This is a genomic window from Nocardia brasiliensis, assembly GCF_042691675.1.
GTDB classification, from domain to species: Bacteria; Actinomycetota; Actinomycetes; order Mycobacteriales; family Mycobacteriaceae; genus Nocardia; species Nocardia brasiliensis_D.
This window is the reverse complement of record NZ_CP170507.1, coordinates 3,851,369-3,868,276: the sequence shown is the minus strand read 5'-3', so window position 1 is coordinate 3,868,276 and position 16,908 is coordinate 3,851,369. Positions and strand designations below refer to the sequence as shown.

Below are 16,908 nucleotides of genomic sequence, written 5' to 3'. Positions count from 1 at the left end.
CGTCCTCCAAGTGAACGGTACTGTTTCGTTCACTTCAAGGATAGCGAAAGGCGGCCAGTCGACGCAAGGCCGACCACCGAATCACGGGGCTTGATCGCCGCGTGCGACATCCCGGCATGCCTCCAGCAGCGGCTGCATGCGCTCCAGCGCGCTGGAGCGCACCGCCAGCACCGTGGGCAGCGCGAGCACACCCGGCGTGCAGACCGGCAGGAAGGCAACCCGGCTGCTGTGCAGCAGCCGGGCGTGCGGCGCGTACAAGACCGTCCAACCCGCGGCACCGGCACCGAGTGCGGCGAGGGTGTCCTGGATCGAAACCTGTTCGGGTCCCAGCACCGGTTCGAATCCCGCATTGCTACAGGCGGTCAGCACGAGATCATCCAGCAGCGCGTTGTTCTGCCGGTTGGTCAGATAGAGCGGAAGTTCAGCGAGCTGGGCGAGGTCGACACATCGCTCGGTGGCCGAGGGATGGTCCGCGGGCAGGGCGACAACGAGTTCGTCGTGCCACACCGGGATCTGCTCGATGCCCTCGGGCGCCGCCACCTCACCGCGGAGAAAAGCCGCGTCCCACTCGTGCTCGGAGACCTTACGCAACCGCTGCCCCAGTGCGGCCGACGTCAATTCCACCCGCACGCCGGGTGCCCGCTGCTTCAGTGCGGCGAGCAAGCGCTCCAGCCGCTCGCCCATGCCTCGGCTGGTCCCGATCCGCAACACGGTCGGTGGGGTGAGGTACTCGGCAACACTGGTCCGGGCGCGCCGCTCGGCGGCGAGCACCTTCTTCGCGGCGGGCAGAAACGCCGCACCGGCCTCGGTGAGCCGGACGCTGCGCGGCGACCGTTCCAGCAGAACCACGCCGAGCTCGCGTTCGAGCCGGCCGAGCTGTTGGCTGACTGACGATTGCACGATCATCAGCCGCTCCGCCGCCCGGCCGAAATGTAGTTCTTCGGCCACCGCGACGAAATATCTCAGTTGACGAAGTTCCATGACCTCAGCGGGGTTCGGGGACAGGACTGGGTCAGGCTACCGCCCGTGTCGCACGGCCAACCGATGCGGCGTCATCCCCGCGCGCCGCGCGCCACGCTGGGACACAATGGACGACTCGCCGTCCACACAGAAAGTCGTCGGAGGTGCACGGGTGAGTAAAGCGAGTGTCAGGTCAGCGCGTGGTCGAATTGTTCGTGGTGCGATCATCGCATTACTGGTCGTCGGCACGGTTTCGGCGTGCGACAAAGAACCCGAACCCGAACCCACCCCCGGGACGGTGCACAGCACCGCGCCGAGCAACCCGGTCGGTGTGCCGGATCTCGGCACGGCCGAGGTGATCGCCGGTGGCATAGAGGTTCCCTGGGGGCTGGTCTTGCTGCCGAGCGGCGACGCGTTGGTCGCGGAACGGGACAGCGGCCGGATTCTGCGGATCAGACCGGGGCAGCCGCCGGAACAGGCGTACCAGGTGCCCGGAGTCGTCGCGCGCGGGGAAGGCGGGCTGCTCGGCTTGGCATTGTCGCCGCGCTATGTCGAAAACCCTTACGTGTACGCGTACTTCACCGCCGAGGACGACAATCGGATCGTGCGATTCCGACTGGACGGCCAGCCGGAGGTGGTCTTCGACGGAATCGACAAGGCAGGCAATCACAATGGCGGACGGATCGCGTTCGGGCCGGACGGCATGTTGTATGTCGGGACCGGCGATGCGGGACAGAGTTCGCTGTCCCAGGATCCGGCGAGCCCGAATGGGAAGATCCTCCGGTTGACCCCGGAAGGCCGCCCGGCACAAGGCAATCCGACACCGGGGTCGCCGGTATACAGCCTCGGGCATCGCAATGTGCAAGGACTCGCGTGGGATCGTGCCGGACGGCTGTTCGCGGCGGAATTCGGGCAGAACCGGTTCGACGAGGTCAATCTCATCGAGCCGGGCCGCAACTACGGCTGGCCCGCCGTCGAAGGAATGGGCGGCACCGACCGGGGATACACCGAACCCCTGACCACGTGGACGACGGACGAGGCCTCCCCGTCCGGCATCGCGATCGCAGGCGACACGATGTATGTCGCCGCGCTACGCGGCGAACGTCTATGGATCGTCCCATTGCGCGACGGCACCGTAGGCCGGTCCCGAGATGTACTGCACGGCGACTACGGTCGGCTCCGCACGGTGCTGGTGGCCCCGGACGGCGCGCTGTGGCTCACCACCTCCAACACCGACGGTCGCGGCGACCCCGGCCCGAACGACGATCGCATCCTTCGTTTCCCGGCGCGCTGACCCCGCCCGGTCAGTCGAACGCGGGGACGAGGACCGGTCGACCGAGCCGCCACACCGCGAAGGTCAACGGCACGCCGGGGCGGTAGGCCAAATGGGTCACCGACGGTGCGTCCAAAACCTGGAGATCCGCCCGGGCACCGACGCGGACGACGCCGACATCGTCGCGGCGCAGCGCCCGCGCGCCGCCCGCGGTCGCGGCGTGCACCGCTTCGGACACCGAAAGTCCCATCTGCAGAACGGCGGTGGCGACGCAGAAGGCCATCGACGTCGTGTACGAACTGCCAGGGTTGGCGTTGGTGGCCAACGCGACCGTCGCACCCGCGTCCAGCAGCGCGCGGGCCGGTGCGAGACGCTGCCTTGTGGACAGGTCGCAGGCGGGCAGCACGGTGGCGACGGTGTCCGAGGTGGCGAGGGCCTCGATATCGGCGTCGGTCAGGTAGGTGCAGTGGTCGACGCTGGCCGCGCCGTGGCGCACCGCCAATTGCACGCCGGGACCTTCGCCCAATTGATTGCCGTGCACCCGCAGGCCGAGTCCACGGTCGCGCGCGGCGCGTAGCACCCGATCGGACTGCTTCTCGTCGAAAGCGCCTGTCTCGCAGAAGACATCGGCCCAGCGCACATAGGGCGCCACCGCGTCCAGCATCTCGCCGCACACCAGATCGACGTACGCGTCGGCATCGGTATCGGGCGGGACCAGGTGCGCGCCGAGGAACGTCACTTCATCCGCGGCAGCGGCGGCGAGCCGAGCCGCGCGCAGTTCGTCGGCGACGCTGAGCCCATAGCCGGTCTTCGTCTCCAGGCAGGTGGTGCCCTGCCGGCGCGCCTCGGCGATATGCCGGGCCAGGTTCACCGACAGTTCGTCGTCCGATGCGGCTCTCGTGGCGGCAACGGTGGTGGCGATGCCGCCCGCGCGGTAGGGCCGCCCCGCCATCCGGGCCTCGAACTCGGCGGTGCGGTCACCGGCGAAGACGAGGTGGGTGTGGCTGTCGACCCAACCGGGCAGCGCGGCCCGGCCGCCGAGGTCGATCCGCTCGTCGGCCGAGGGGGCGGCGGACGCCGGACCGATCCAGCCGAAATGCTGACCGTCGAGCACCACCGCGGCGTCCCGCAGCGGGCCTTCCTCGGTATTGGTCGTGAGTTCGCCGATGCCGGTGATCAGGGTCGACACAGTGCCTCGATCTCCTCTCGCAATACGGTTTCCGGATGTTCCACCCGCAGGTGGCGGTGCTCGGACACGACGGGGCGGCCCGCGACCAGCACCGTGTGCACGTCGCTCGCGGTCGCCGCGAACAGCGCGGCAGCGGGCGCCGTGCCCGCGGTACGGATCGAATCGAGGTCGATGCCGACCAGGTCGGCCGCGGCGTTCGGCGCGATCCGACCGGCCTCCGGCCAGCCGATGGACGCGTGATCGGTGGCGGCGCGGTACAACTCGGCCGGGGTGAATCGGCCGCGGGCACGGCTCGCCAGCCGGTCGTTCAGTTCGAGTGCGCGCCATTCCTCGAAGGCGTCGATCACCGCGTGGCTGTCGGTGCCGAGGCACAGGCCGATTCCCGCGTCCGACAGCGCGCGGGCCGGGCCGATGCCGTCGCCGAGGTCGCGTTCGGTGGTGGGGCAGAAACAGGCGCGGCTGCCGCTGTCGGCGAGCAGTCCGATGTCGGTACTGGTGAGGTGGGTGGCGTGGACGGCGACCGTTTGCGGCCCGAGCAGACCGGTTTCCGCCAGCAACGCGGTCGGCGTAAGCCCGTGCGCGGCAAGGCAATCGTCGTTCTCGGCGGGCTGCTCGGACACGTGGACGTGCACCGGCCGACCGTCCGCCGCACCGGCGACCACCGAGAGCGCGGCTGCCGGCACCGCACGCACCGAGTGCGCGGCGACACCGGTCCGTACCAGCTCCGCTTTCGGCGCGAACGCGGCCGCGCGTTCCGCCCACGCGGCTGCGTTGCCGTCGCTGAACCGGAGCTGATGCTCCCCCAACTCGACCCCGAATCCCCCTGCGAGATAACACGTATCGAGCAGAGTGAGGCGGATTCCTGCGTCCTCGGCGGCGGCCGCGAGTGCCGCGCTCATCGCGTTCGGATCCGAATACCGCGCACCACCGGGAGCGTGGTGCAGGTAGTGGAACTCGCCGACGCTGGTATAGCCCGCCAACACCATCTCGGCGTACACCGCCCGGGCCAGCCGGTAGTAAGAGTCCGGATCCAGTTGAGCGGCAACGTCGTACATGCGGTCGCGCCACGTCCAGAACGTGCCCTTGTCGTGCTGGGTGCGCCCGCGCAGCGCACGGTGGAAGGCATGCGAGTGGGCGTTGGCGAAACCGGGAATCGTCAGGCCGGGCAGCACCGTGCCCGTTCGCTCGGTGCCGGGGGTCACCGAGCGGATCGTCGCACCGTCCAGCTCGATCGTGACCGCCGCGGCCAGACCGTCCGGCAGCCACGCGTATTCCGCCCAGTAGACGTTCATGACCGAACCCCGTTCACACCCGGATCGGTCACCTGCCGCGTCACGGTTGGCTCGCTCATCCGGCCAGCTCCTCCAGCACGCGTGCGAGACTCTGCGCGCCGGTTTCGGTGTCGGCCGGTTCGGCGTATTCCTCGGGGGCGTGGCTGATTCCGGTCGGATTGCGTACGTAGAGCATGCCGGAGGGGACGTGTGCGGCCAGGATGCCCGCGTCGTGCCCGGCGCCGGTGGGCAGCGCGGGCACACCACCGAGCACCTGGTCCATCCGGTGCCGGAGTGATTCGTCGAAAACGACGTCGTCCGAATAGGACTCCTCCGTGACGGTGAGCTGGCACCCTTCCGTCGCCGCGGCCGCGCGCGCCGCCTCGGTGATGTCCTCGACCAGGGCCGCGGTACGACCGGTACCCGAGACCCGGGCGTCGAGCCACAAATCCACCGTGGAGGCAATGACATTCGTGCCGCCCGGCGTGGGCACCAGTCTGCCGACAGTGGCCCGCGCATCGGACATCGCGGCGGCGGCCCGGCGCGCGGCCGCCACCACCGCGGCGGCCGGGACCATCGGATCGTGCCGGTCGGCGAGGCGGGTGGCACCCGCGTGATTCCCCTGGCCGGAGAAGGAGAACCGGTATCGGCCGTGCGCGATGATGCTGCTGCCGGTGGCGACCGGACTGTCCAGCTCGATCAGCCCGCGCCCCTGCTCCACATGCAGTTCCACGAAACAGCCGATCCGGGCGAGCGCTTCGGGATCGGCACCGAAGCGCTTCGGGTCGTACCCTGCCTTCACGGCGGCCTCAGCCAGGGTGACCCCGTCGACGTCGCGCAGGCCGCGGGCCCGATCAGCGTCGATGGCGCCGGTGAGCAGCCGGGAGCCGAGGCAGGGCACGCCGAACCGCCCGCCCTCCTCCTCCGCGAACACCAGCAGCGCGAGCGGCTTTGCCGGGGCAAAACCCTTGCGCTGCAATATCTCCACCGCCGCTAGCGCACTGGCCACACCGAGCGGACCATCGAACGCGCCACCGCCGGGCACCGAATCGAGATGGCTGCCGGTGACGACCGCATCGGCCCCTGGACTTCCCCACCAAGCCCAGATATTGCCGTTACGGTCGGTGTTCACATCCAGGCCGCTGTCCAGCGCCCGATCGATGAACCAGTCCCGCAGCTCGAAGTCGGCGTAGTCGTAGACGTGCCGCGAATACCCGCCGCGCCGGGAATCCCGTCCGACGCCGGCGATCTCGCCCATCAGCTGGTTCACGCCCATGGCGTCGCTCCTGTCGTGCCGTGTCCGAGTGGGTGATTCACGGCGCCTCGTGCATGGGAATTCGCACACCGCGCGCGGCGGCCACCGTGTTCGCGCGGTCATAGCCCGCGTCCACGTGCCGGATCACGCCGGTGCCGGGGTCGTTGGTGAGCACGCGTTCGATCTTCTGGGCGGCCAACGGGGTGCCGTCGGCCACGCAGACCTGCCCGGCGTGGATGGAGCGGCCCATGCCGACGCCACCGCCGTGATGGATGGACACCCAGGTCGCCCCGGATGCGGTGTTGAGCAGCGCGTTGAGCAGCGGCCAGTCGGCGATGGCGTCGGATCCGTCGGCCATCGACTCGGTCTCCCGATACGGCGAGGCGACGCTGCCGGAGTCGAGGTGGTCGCGGCCGATCACCACCGGCGCCGAGAGTTCACCGCTGGCCACCATCTCGTTGAACCGCAGTCCCGCCAGCTGCCGCTCACCGTAACCGAGCCAGCAGATGCGGGCCGGAAGGCCTTGGAAGGCAACACGTTCGCTGGCCAGCCGGATCCAGCGGCGCAGCGATTCGTTCTTCGGGAACAGGTCGACGATGGCGCGGTCGGTGGCCGCGATGTCCTTCGGGTCGCCGGACAGCGCCGCCCAGCGGAACGGTCCCTTGCCCTCGCAGAACAGCGGGCGGATGTAGGCGGGGACGAAACCGGGGAAGTCGAAGGCGCGAGTACAGCCGCCGAGGGCGGCCTCGCCGCGCAGCGAGTTCCCGTAGTCGAAGACCTCGGCGCCCTTGTCGAGGAAGCCGAGCATGGCCCCGACGTGCTCGGCCATCGATTCGCGGGCCCGCTCGGTGAACTCGTCCGGCTTCTTCGCCGCGTATTCGGACCAGTCCTCGACGGCGACGCCGCGCGGCAGGTAGGCCAGCGGGTCGTGCGCGGAGGTCTGGTCGGTGACGATCTCGGGATCGAGGCCGATCGCGAGGAGTCGCGGCAGCACCTCGGCGGCATTGCCGATCAGGCCGACGGACAGGGCCTTTCGCTGCCTGCGTGCGTTCGAGACACGGATCACCGCGTCGTCGAGGTCGGTGGCGATCTCGTCCAGGTAGCGTTCCTGCACTCGGCGCTGCGCGCGGGCCGGGTCGCACTCGATCACCAGCGCGACACCACCGTTCATGGTGACCGCCAACGGCTGCGCGCCGCCCATCCCGCCCAGACCCGCGGTCACAGTGAGCGTGCCCGCCAGCGTTCCGCCGAACCGCTTGTCCGCCACCGCCGCGAACGTCTCGTAGGTGCCCTGCAGGATGCCCTGGGTGCCGATGTAGATCCACGAGCCCGCGGTCATCTGCCCGTACATGGTCAACCCGAGCGCTTCCAGCCTGCGGAACTCCGGCCAATTCGCCCAGTCGCCAACGAGATTCGAGTTGGCGATCAGCACCCGCGGCGCCCACTCGTGGGTACGGAACACGCCGACCGGCTTGCCCGACTGCACCAGCAGCGTCTCGTCGGTCTCCAACGTGGTCAGCGACCGCGTGATCGCGTCGAAGCTGGCCCAGTTCCGTGCCGCTTTTCCGGTGCCGCCGTACACCACGAGATCCTGCGGCCGCTCGGCCACTTCCGGATCGAGATTGTTATGCAACATTCGCATAGCGGCCTCGGTCTGCCAATTCTTGGCAGTAAGCTGCGTTCCCCGCGCCGCCCGCACCAAACGAGTCATGAGACTGCCTCCGTTCCAACGAAATTCAGACCAACGATCAACTCGGGAGCGTGCCAAGCGCTCGTCCTGGCCGCCCGCACGGCCACCGCGCCGGGACTGGACGCGCCCGCGTCGCGAGCAGAGCGGGCGGCCCTGTCCCGGTCCGCGCGGCGCTGTGGGCTCATCCGCCGAGGTGCGGCGCGACGGCGCGGCTGAGTTCGCCGGACCGGATGAGTTCTTCGGCGGCCGCGATTTCCGGGGCGAGGTGACGGTCGGGGCCAGGGCCGTCGACCTCGGCGCGCAGCAGCGCACGGGCCGCGGCGGTGGCCGGAGCCGGGCGCAAGGGCGCACGGAAGTCCAGTGCGCGTGCGGCCGTGAGGTATTCGACGGCCAGCACGGTGGTCAGGCCATCCACCGCGGTGCGCAGTTTGCGGGCGGCGGACCAGCCCATCGAGACGTGGTCCTCCTGCATCGCGCTGCTCGGGATCGAGTCCACCGACGCGGGCACGGCCAGCCGCTTCAGTTCGCTCACCACGGCGGCCTGGGTGTACTGGGCGATCATGTGCCCGGAGTCGACGCCGGGGTCGGCGGCCAGGAAGGCCGGAAGCCCGTGCGAGCGGGCGACATCGAGCATCCGGTCGGTGCGGCGCTCGGCCATGCTGGCCACATCGGCCACCGGGATGGCCAGGAAGTCGAGCACATAGGCCACCGGCGCACCGTGGAAGTTGCCGTTGGATTCCAGTCGCCCGTCCGCCAGCACCACCGGATTGTCGATGGCGGACGCCAATTCGCGGTCGGCGACCAGTTCGGCGTGCGCGACGGTATCCCGCGCCGCCCCGTGCACCTGCGGCGCACACCGTAGCGAGTAGGCGTCCTGCACCCGATTACAGTCCGGCCCACGATGACTGGCCACGATCTCCGAATCGGCCAGGGCGGCGGCGATCCGCGCCGCCGAGCGGGCCTGGCCGGGATGCGGACGCAATGCCTGCAGGTCGGCGGCGAACACCCGATCGGTGCCCAGCAGCGCCTCCACGCTCATCGCCGCGGTGATATCGGCGACGTCGAGCAGCATGTGCAGATCGGCGAGCGCGAGCACCAGCATGCCGAGCATGCCGTCGGTGCCGTTGGTCAGTGCCAGCCCTTCCTTCTCGGCCAGCGTGACCGGCTTGATGCCATTGGCGCTCAACGCCGTTGCCGCGTCCGTCACGATCCCGTCGGCGTCGATCACCTCGCCTTCGCCCATCAATGCCAGCGCCACCGCGGCCAGTGGCGCGAGGTCACCGGAGCAACCGAGCGAGCCGTACTCGTGCACGACCGGGGTGATATCGGCGTTGATCAGGGCGGCGAGCGTGGCGGCCGTCTCCGGCCGTATCCCGGTGTGCCCGGTTGCCAGGGTGCGCAACCGCAGCACCATCAGGGCGCGGACCACCTCTCGTTCGACCGCGCGACCCGCCCCGGCCGCGTGCGAACGGATCAGTGAGCGCTGCAGCGCGACCCGGCTCTCCTGCGGAATGTGCCGGGTCGCCAGCGCGCCGAACCCGGTGGAGACGCCGTAGGTCGGCACCGTCCCCGCGGCCAGCGCATCGACGTGCGCCCGCGCCTGGGCCAACCGTTCCTCCGTGGCCTCGCTGAGCTCGACCTTGGCGCCGAGCCGCGCGACAGCGACGACACTTTCCCCGGTCAACGGTCCATCGAGTGCCACGGTCGGTAGCTGTGCAGTTTCCGGCATGGGGTCCATTCCACCGTCGCGACGGGCAGTGGAGAATGAGGGTCGGTCCGATTCTGTCTGATATCCAAGACTCGCCGAGGAGATGGCATGGCAACGAGCAGCGACGTCCCGGCGTTGCGCCGCGGCTTGGCGGTGCTGCAACTGCTCGCGGGGCGGGCCGGGCCGATCTCCGCCTCGACGATCGCGCGCGAGTTGGACCTACCGCGCTCCACCACCTATCACCTGCTCGGCGAGTTGGAGGCGGCCCGGTTCGTCACCCGCATACCCAGCGAGCGCCGCTACGGGCTCGGCATCGCCGCGTTCGAACTCGGCTCCGCGTACCTGCGTCACGATCCGCTCGAGCGGCTGGCGGGGCCGCTGCTGCGCGAGTTGGTCGAGGAGGTCGGGCACAACGCGCATCTCGGCGTGCTGCACGGCAACGAGTTGCTGTACCTCATCAAGGAACGCCCGGTCCGGCCGGAAACCCTGGTCACCGGGGTCGGCGTGCGGCTACCCGCCCACCTGACCGCGTGCGGCCGGGCGATCCTCGCGTATCTGCCCGCGGCGCAGATCCGCGCGCTCTTTCCGTCGGCGGCCTCGTTCGTCCGCCGCACCGACCGCGGGCCCAACTCCCTTGCCGCGCTGCGCACCATCCTGGCCGCCGAGCGGCGACGCGGCTGGGCTTGCGAGGACGGTCATGTCACTCCGGGCTTCGCCTCGGTCGCCTACCCCGTCTTCGATCACAACCAACGCCCGATCGCGGCCATCAGCGTCACCTTGCGCCATCACTGCGAGACCACCCCATGTCCCGCCGACTGGGCGCCGCTGGCCGCCCGAGTCCGCACCACCGCCGACGATCTCACTCAGCGCATCGGCGGGCGGGCGAGTTAAACCTTGCGGCCGACGCCACCCCACGCGGCGGACGGCGTGCTCGCGTCCTCGGATTCGTCGGGATGCCACTGGTTCACCGCCACCACACCGGGCGGCACGAGTTCGAGATCGGCGAAGACTTCGCGGATCTGGTCCACCGTGCGCACGTTGTACGGCACCGCACCGGTCCTGGCGTAATAGTCCGACAATCGGACCAACCGGGCGTCCTCGGTGGTGCCTTCGTACATGGCGAAATAACTACCGGACGGAATGGCTTTCTTCATCGTGCCGGTGATACGGAGAACGTCGTCCCAGGTACGCGCATGGCCGAGAACGCCCATGAACAAGACGGCGATCGGCTGACTGAAGTTCAGAATGTTGCGAGCCTCGGCAACAATTTGCTCCGGCTCATGGAAATCGGCCTCGATGAGTGCCGTGACGCCTTCGTCGGTGGTATTGACCAACAACGCGCGAGCGTGCGCGAGAACGAGCGGATCGTTGTCCACGTAGACGATCTTGGATTCGGCCGCGACGCCCTGCGCGACCTCGTGAGTGTTCTGCATGGTGGGCAATCCGGTGCCCACATCGAGGAACTGGCGGATACCCTGCTCGGCCGCGAGGTAGCGCACGGCGCGGATCAGGAACTTGCGTGTTTGCCGTGCCATGGTACCGATTTCGGGATACACCGAAATCCCGGACTCCCCGGCTATCCGATCGACTTCGTAATAATCCTGACCACCGAGCCAGTAATTCCAGATTCGTGCTGAATGGGGTACATCGGTGCGGATCAGCCGATCGCTTTCGCGGACCATGATGCGGCTCCTCGAGAGGTGGTACGTGCGGCTGACTGTACAAGCGTCCAGGGACCCGCGTCGGTGAATTCGGACATAAACACCGAAGAGTCAGATAGGACACGAGTCGACCGTTCCGTCGAACGCACGGATCGTTACTCGCCAGCGCTGTTGGCTCCGACACTGTACATCTGGCGGGGTGCGGTTCGGGCTGTGACCGGCAACACCGATAGACATATTGTGCACAATATAGTTGTGGACTACAGTTCGGGATATGACCGACCATCTCACCCTCGATGAGCAGCTCTGCTTTCCGCTGTACGCGGCGTCCCGGGCGATGACCGCGGTTTACCGGCCGAAGCTGGAACGGCTCGGGCTGACCTATCCGCAGTACCTGGTGATGCTTGCCCTGTGGGAACGGGACGGGCGTAGCGTCGGCGAGGTGTGCCACGCCCTCGCGTTGGACTCCGGCACGCTGTCACCGCTGCTCAAGCGGCTGGAGGCGGCGGGCTTCGTGCGGCGGCAACGCTGCGCCGACGACGAACGTCGGGTGGAAATCCAGCTCACCGAACGCGGGCGCGACCTGCGCGCCGAGGCGCGCGGTATCCCGGCCGAAATGGCCGCGGCCTGCGGTCTTTCCGTGGACGAATTCCTGGCGCTGCGGGAAACCCTGCGCAAGCTCACCACCGCACTCTCGACACCACCGAACGAAGGAGAATAGCCATGCAGATCGTCTACACCGCGGAAGCATTGGCGACCGGCGACGGCCGCAACGGGCACGCCCGCAGCACCGACGGAAAGGTCGACGTCGACCTGGCCGCACCCAAGGAAATGGGCGGCAGCGGCGAGGGAACCAACCCCGAACAGCTGTTCGCGGCCGGCTACGCGGCCTGCTTCCATTCCGCGCTGCGCCTGGTCGGCAAACAGGCCAAGGCCAATATCGATGACTCGGCGGTCGGCGCGAAGGTCGGCATCGGCCCCAACGACGCGGGCGGTTTCGCGCTCGCGGTCACCCTGGAGGTGTCGCTGCCGCACCTGTCCCGCGCGGACGCGCAGGCCCTCGCCGACAAGGCGCACCAGGTGTGCCCGTACTCCAACGCCACCCGCGGCAATATCGACGTCGACGTTGTCGTCGCCGAAGACTGATCGGAGGAGCACAAGCATGCGTGCCGTAGTCATCGAGAGTTTCGGCGAACCCAAGGATGTACTGACCACCGCGGAACGGCCGGTGCCTGAGCCCGGCGAAGGTGAGGTGCGGGTGGAACTGATCCTCGCGCCCATTCACAATCACGACCTCGCCATTGTGCGCGGCGTATACGGCTACAAGCCGCCACTGCCCGCGATTCCGGGCACCGAGGCCGTCGGCCGGATCGACGCGACCGGGCCCGGCGTGACCGGAGTGACTGTCGGCCAACGGGTTACGGTCTCCGGTGCGCAGAATGTGTGGGCCGAATACTTCATCGTCAAGGCGGCCCAGGTGGTGCCGGTCCCGGACTCGGTGTCCGATGAAACCGCCGCCCAGCTGCTGGCCATGCCACTCAGCGCGCTGATGCTGCTGGAGGACCTAGAGGTGTCCGCCGGCGACTGGATCGCGATCAATGCCGCCAATGGCGCGGTCGGCAGGCTGGTCAATGTGCTCGCGCGGCAGCGCGGCATCAACGTCCTCAATCTGGTGCGTGGGCCGAAATCGGTCGACGCGCTGCGCGCGGCGGGCTTCGAACCCGTCTTCGATACCGAGGCCGAGGGCTGGCGCGATGCGGCCGTCGCCGCGACCTCGGGCGCGCCGATCGTGCGCGCCGTCGACCAGGTGGGCGGTCATGCGGCCAGCGATGCGATGGCGTTGCTCGCACCCAAGGGACAGCTGATCTCCTTCGGCGCCCTGTCCGGCCGGCCACTGACGCTGAGCCCCGGCGATCTCATCTTCAAACAGACTGTCGTCAAGGGCTTCTGGGGCTCCCAGCGCATCGAGGAGACCTCCGCCGAGGATCGCGGGCGCCTGATCGGCGAACTGGTGTCCGCGGCTGCCCAGGGTGTGCTGCGCCTCGACGTCGAAGCCACCTACCCGCTGGAAGCGGCGGCCGATGCGGCCGTCGCCACCGAAAGTCCCGGCCGCAGCGCGAAGATCGCGTTGGCACCCAAGGCGTAGGGCACCGCCCTACGGGTGCGGTTCGAGAACGGCCATGGCGGCATTGTGACCTGGGATGCCACTGACGCCGCCGCCTCGGACCGCGCCCGCGCCGCACCGGAACACATTGCGGTGACCGGTCGAGACGCCCCACCGCGCGGCCGGATCGATCTCGAAGTCGTCGGTTCGGTACGGGAATGCCAAGTCCTGGTGAAAGATATGTCCACCGGGCAGGCCGACCTCACGCTCCAAATCGATCGGGGTCTTCGCTTCGACGCACGGTTCCCCGTTTTCGTCGACGGCCAGACAGTCACTGATCGGCTCGGCGAGCACCGAATCCAGCTGGGCCAAGGTCGCTTTCACCAGCTCGTCCTTCGCTGCGGCTGGGTCCTTGGCGAAAAGCTTTGCCGGTGTGTGTAATCCGAACAGCGTGAGGGTGTGGGCACCCCGCGCGGCCAACTCCGGTGACAGGATCGACGGGTCGGTCAGCGTGTGACAGTAGATCTCCGACGGTGGCGCGGACGGGATGCGGCCGATCGCCGCCTCGCCATACGCCTGATCCAACTGTGCGTACGATTCGCCGATGTGGAAAGTCCCGGCGAACGCCTCGCGTGGGTCGACCGAGGTATCGCGCAGGCGGGGTAAGCGGTTCAGCAGCATATTGATTTTCAGTTGCGAGCCTTCGGGTTTCGGGCCCTCCGGTTCGCCCAGCAGCCGGGCCAGCTCGTAGGGCGCGGCGTTCACCAGCACATGGCCCGCACCGACCGCCCCGGCCGCATGGCGCACTTCGGCGGTCGCACCGTCGGTTTCGATCGCGGTCACCGCGCAGTCGGTGACGATTTCCGCGCCCGCCCCGCGTGCGGCGTCGGCGAGCGCGTCGGTCAGTGCGCCCATACCGCCGACCGGTACGTCCCAGTCCCCCGTGCCGCCGCCGATCACGTGGTACAGGAGGCAGCGGTTCTGCCGCAGCGTCGCATCATGGGCGTGGGTGAACGTGCCGATCAGCGCGTCGGTGAGGACGACGCCGCGCACCGTGTCGTCGTCGAAGGCCGACTCGATGATCTCCCCCAACGGCCGCTCGAACAGCGCCTCCCAGGCGACGGTGTCATCGATGACGCGTTGCAACTCCGTCCGCGTCGGCAGTGGCCGGGTCAACGTCGGGAACACCCGCTCGGCCAGTCGCTCCGTCATACCGTAGAACCGTTGCCACGCAACGAAATCCCGATCCGAGCCGGTGAGCCGGACGAAACTTTCCCGGGTGCGCGCTTCGGAAGCGGTATCCACCAGCAATCCGCTCTCACCCACCGGCGTATACGACGAGATCCGCCTGCGTCGCGTCGCGAAGGCCAGCCCCAACTCCTCGACGATCTGCCGCGGCAGCAAACTCACCAGATACGAGTACCGCGACAACCGCGCGTCCGCCCCGGCGAACACCCGCGCCGACACCGCCGCCCCACCGGTGTGCGACTGCCGCTCCAGCACCAGCACCGACCGCCCGGCCCGGGCCAGGTACGCGGCGGCCACCAACCCGTTGTGGCCACCGCCGACAATCACCACGTCATACGAGGACCGCGTCGGCTTCATCCGTCCTCGATAGCACGGATTCCGGCCGATCGACACCCCACCCGACGAAGAGTGCCCACCGCAGCCGCCCGAGGCGGCGGCAACGCCGTTCGGCCGGTCGGACTGAAGTAGTTTTAGCTGTTCGGTAACGGATCGGTTGCCAAACTGAGATTCCGATCACTCCGCGGTGCGGAGACGACGATCACAGGACATCCTGATCTTGCTGGGACCCGTCACCGCCCGCTTCGATGCAGGGCAGTGACGGTGCGGGGGGTTCGACAACGGTGCGCAGCAGAAATCGAAGGAGCGAATGATCGTGCGACCGAAGAGGGCACTGACGTGGATTTCCCTGGCCGCGACGGCGGTGCTGGTCGCCGCGAGCTGTGGCAACTCCTCGGACACCGCCGACACCACCGACGCGGCACAACGACCGGGCACGCTGGTCGCGCAGCGACCGTTGACGAACGGCGGGCCGACGATCTCGGCGGCGGCCGGGTCGGCCACCTACATCCGGTACATCTCGACCGCACCGGACAAATCACCGATCGAGGTATCGGGCGCGGTGTACCTGCCGAAAGGTCAGGCCCCCGAAGGGGGTTGGCCGCTGGTCGCCTACGCGCACGGCACCTCCGGGGTCGCCAGTGACTGCGCACCCACGAACTCCCCCGGGCTGTACGGCAACGACACCACGGTCGCCGATCTGCTCAACAGCCGCAAAGCGGTGGTGATGACCAACTATCAGGGCCTCGACGGTCCCGGCGCGGCACCGTATCTGCACGCCGAGTCCTCCGGATACGACGTGCTGGACTCGGTCCGGGCCGCGGAAGCGCTCGACCTGCCGGTGACGAAGCAAGTCGTGCTGGTCGGCCTCTCCCAGGGCGGCCGGGCCACCGAATCCGCGGCCGAGACGGCCAAGGACTACGCACCCGAATTGAAGATCATCGGCAACGTGCTGCTGTCCCCAGCCTTGCGCAGCGAACTGGCGCACGCCGCGGAAACGCAGACGCTGACCATCGGTCAGTATCTGCTACTGCCCTATCTGGTGGCCGCCGTCCGCTACAACGACCCCGACTACTCCTTCGACAAGGTGCTGCACGGCGCGCTGCTCACGGCGGCGCCCCGGCTGGAGGGGCTCTGCACCGGCCAGTCGACGCTGAAGGATCTCGCCATCGGCCAATCGGCGACACCGGCCGCCGTCCAATTCGTCGACGACGACGCTCGGCAGGCCCTAGCCGACTACGAGGCGAGCGGAAATCTGCCCAAGGTGGCCACCGATATCCCGACCTTCATCGCACGCGGCGATAAAGACGATCTGGTCAACACCGAATGGGGCAATCGGGCCGTCGCCGACATGTGCCTGCTCGGCACCGATCTGGTGGACACGGTCCTGCCCGGCGGCCACGAAGCGTGGCGGGCCCGTAGCGATCTCGTGACCGCGTGGATCAATGACCGCTTCACGGGTGCGCCCGTCCCGGCCACCACCTGCCGCCGGTGAGCGCCCGCCTGAAAACCGGTGCGGTCCTGCTGGTCCTGACCGTCACCTACTACATCGCCGAATTGATCGTCGCCGCTCGCTGGCCGCAACCGCACCCGTACAGCTGGACCGACAACATGATCAGCGACCTCGGTGTGCCCGAATGCTTCGGCGACATGGGGCAATACGGCGCGGCGACGCCCCGCTACATCTGTTCGCCGTGGCATGCGCTGATGTCCACCGAATTCGTACTGCTCGGCATTCTGGTTCTTGCCGCGGCCCTGCTGCTCGCCCCGTTGCTGCCGAAAACCCCACTCGGACGGTCGATTCCCATTCTGGCGGCGGTCAACTGTGTCGGCATCGTCCTCGTCGGGATCTTCCCGGGCAGCGCGGGTGAGGTGCCCGGCGGCAACCAGCTGCGGGCCGTGCTGCATCCGGCCGGTGCCTACCTCGAACTGCTGTCCGGCATCGCGATCATGGTCATCGTCGCCCGCCTCTATCGGCCTTACCGCGCTTACACCGCAGTCACTTTCGCGCTACTTGTCGTGAGCGTCATCGGTGTGATCGCCAGTCTCGCCCCCGGCCACCTCGGCCTTGGCGCGGGTGGCGCCGAGCGCTTGGCGATAGACCCGTTCGTGCTGTGGCGAATCTGCACCGGCGTCGCTGTTCTCATCGCCTTACCCCGAATCTCCCGAGCGGCCGCCTGAACCCCGGATCGTGGCCGCGCGCGACGGCGCGG

The 16,908-nt window shown here is 68.6% G+C and carries 15 protein-coding genes; 7 read left to right on the top strand and 8 right to left on the bottom strand.

The window, feature by feature from the left end:
* Window positions 1-81: 81 nt before the first annotated feature.
* Window positions 82-981 (bottom strand): LysR substrate-binding domain-containing protein, encoded by a 900-nt coding sequence (locus ACFK0J_RS17855; protein ID WP_378741665.1) that lies wholly within the window; start codon window positions 979-981, stop codon window positions 82-84.
* Window positions 982-1,132: 151 nt separating this feature from the next.
* On the opposite strand from ACFK0J_RS17855, the gene ACFK0J_RS17850 reads away from it, so the two are divergent.
* Window positions 1,133-2,254 carry a PQQ-dependent sugar dehydrogenase gene (locus tag ACFK0J_RS17850; RefSeq protein ID WP_378741663.1) on the top strand — a complete coding sequence of 374 codons (1,122 nt, stop codon included), beginning with the start codon at window positions 1,133-1,135 and terminating at the stop codon, window positions 2,252-2,254.
* A gap of 10 nt (window positions 2,255-2,264) precedes the next feature.
* On the opposite strand, the gene hutI is transcribed toward ACFK0J_RS17850, so the two are convergent.
* The 5 genes from hutI to hutH all read right to left on the bottom strand — a co-directional run bounded on the left by hutI (window position 2,265) and on the right by hutH (window position 9,367).
* On the bottom strand, window positions 2,265-3,422 hold the full coding sequence (gene hutI, locus ACFK0J_RS17845) for an imidazolonepropionase (RefSeq protein WP_378741661.1): 1,158 nt from the start codon (window positions 3,420-3,422) through the stop codon (window positions 2,265-2,267).
* Window positions 3,410-4,714 (bottom strand): formimidoylglutamate deiminase, encoded by a 1,305-nt coding sequence (locus tag ACFK0J_RS17840; protein ID WP_378741659.1) that lies wholly within the window; start codon window positions 4,712-4,714, stop codon window positions 3,410-3,412. The genes hutI and ACFK0J_RS17840 overlap by 13 nt, the downstream gene beginning before the upstream one ends.
* 55 nt (window positions 4,715-4,769) lie before the next feature.
* Complete coding sequence (locus ACFK0J_RS17835; protein ID WP_378741657.1) at window positions 4,770-5,969, bottom strand: allantoate amidohydrolase; 1,200 nt, start codon at window positions 5,967-5,969, stop codon at window positions 4,770-4,772.
* A gap of 37 nt (window positions 5,970-6,006) precedes the next feature.
* Window positions 6,007-7,659, bottom strand: a complete 1,653-nt coding sequence (hutU, locus tag ACFK0J_RS17830; protein ID WP_378741654.1) for a urocanate hydratase — start codon at window positions 7,657-7,659, stop codon at window positions 6,007-6,009.
* Window positions 7,660-7,819: 160 nt separating this feature from the next.
* Entirely contained in the window at window positions 7,820-9,367 is a 1,548-nt protein-coding gene (hutH, locus tag ACFK0J_RS17825; RefSeq protein WP_378741652.1) for a histidine ammonia-lyase, read from the bottom strand.
* A gap of 87 nt (window positions 9,368-9,454) precedes the next feature.
* Here hutH and ACFK0J_RS17820 point away from each other — a divergent pair, with 87 nt between their 5' ends.
* Window positions 9,455-10,237 (top strand): IclR family transcriptional regulator, encoded by a 783-nt coding sequence (locus tag ACFK0J_RS17820; protein ID WP_378741650.1) that lies wholly within the window; start codon window positions 9,455-9,457, stop codon window positions 10,235-10,237.
* Here the strand turns inward: ACFK0J_RS17820 and ACFK0J_RS17815 are convergent.
* Window positions 10,234-11,028, bottom strand: coding sequence for an SAM-dependent methyltransferase (locus tag ACFK0J_RS17815; protein WP_378741647.1), 795 nt, complete (start codon window positions 11,026-11,028; stop codon window positions 10,234-10,236). The genes ACFK0J_RS17820 and ACFK0J_RS17815 overlap by 4 nt on opposite strands.
* A gap of 253 nt (window positions 11,029-11,281) precedes the next feature.
* Between ACFK0J_RS17815 and ACFK0J_RS17810 the strand changes: the two genes are divergently transcribed.
* Genes ACFK0J_RS17810 through ACFK0J_RS17800 form a run of 3 tightly spaced genes read left to right on the top strand, consistent with a single transcriptional unit; the run spans window position 11,282 to window position 13,153 of the window.
* Complete coding sequence (locus tag ACFK0J_RS17810; RefSeq protein ID WP_378741645.1) at window positions 11,282-11,728, top strand: MarR family winged helix-turn-helix transcriptional regulator; 447 nt, start codon at window positions 11,282-11,284, stop codon at window positions 11,726-11,728.
* Between the two features lie 2 nt (window positions 11,729-11,730).
* Complete coding sequence (locus ACFK0J_RS17805; protein WP_378741643.1) at window positions 11,731-12,153, top strand: organic hydroperoxide resistance protein; 423 nt, start codon at window positions 11,731-11,733, stop codon at window positions 12,151-12,153.
* A 16-nt stretch (window positions 12,154-12,169) separates the two neighbouring features.
* Window positions 12,170-13,153 carry a zinc-binding dehydrogenase gene (locus ACFK0J_RS17800; RefSeq protein WP_378741641.1) on the top strand — a complete coding sequence of 328 codons (984 nt, stop codon included), beginning with the start codon at window positions 12,170-12,172 and terminating at the stop codon, window positions 13,151-13,153.
* Between the two features lie 9 nt (window positions 13,154-13,162).
* Here ACFK0J_RS17800 and ACFK0J_RS17795 read toward each other — a convergent pair whose 3' ends face one another.
* Window positions 13,163-14,716 carry a phytoene desaturase family protein gene (locus tag ACFK0J_RS17795; protein ID WP_378741639.1) on the bottom strand — a complete coding sequence of 518 codons (1,554 nt, stop codon included), beginning with the start codon at window positions 14,714-14,716 and terminating at the stop codon, window positions 13,163-13,165.
* Window positions 14,717-15,005: 289 nt separating this feature from the next.
* On the opposite strand from ACFK0J_RS17795, the gene ACFK0J_RS17790 reads away from it, so the two are divergent.
* Window positions 15,006-16,190: a lipase family protein gene (locus ACFK0J_RS17790; RefSeq protein ID WP_378741637.1), complete on the top strand. Its 1,185-nt coding sequence runs from the start codon at window positions 15,006-15,008 to the stop codon at window positions 16,188-16,190.
* Window positions 16,187-16,876 carry a DUF998 domain-containing protein gene (locus tag ACFK0J_RS17785; protein WP_378741635.1) on the top strand — a complete coding sequence of 230 codons (690 nt, stop codon included), beginning with the start codon at window positions 16,187-16,189 and terminating at the stop codon, window positions 16,874-16,876. Before ACFK0J_RS17790 ends, ACFK0J_RS17785 begins: the two co-directional genes overlap by 4 nt.
* The last annotated feature ends 32 nt before the right edge of the window (window positions 16,877-16,908 follow it).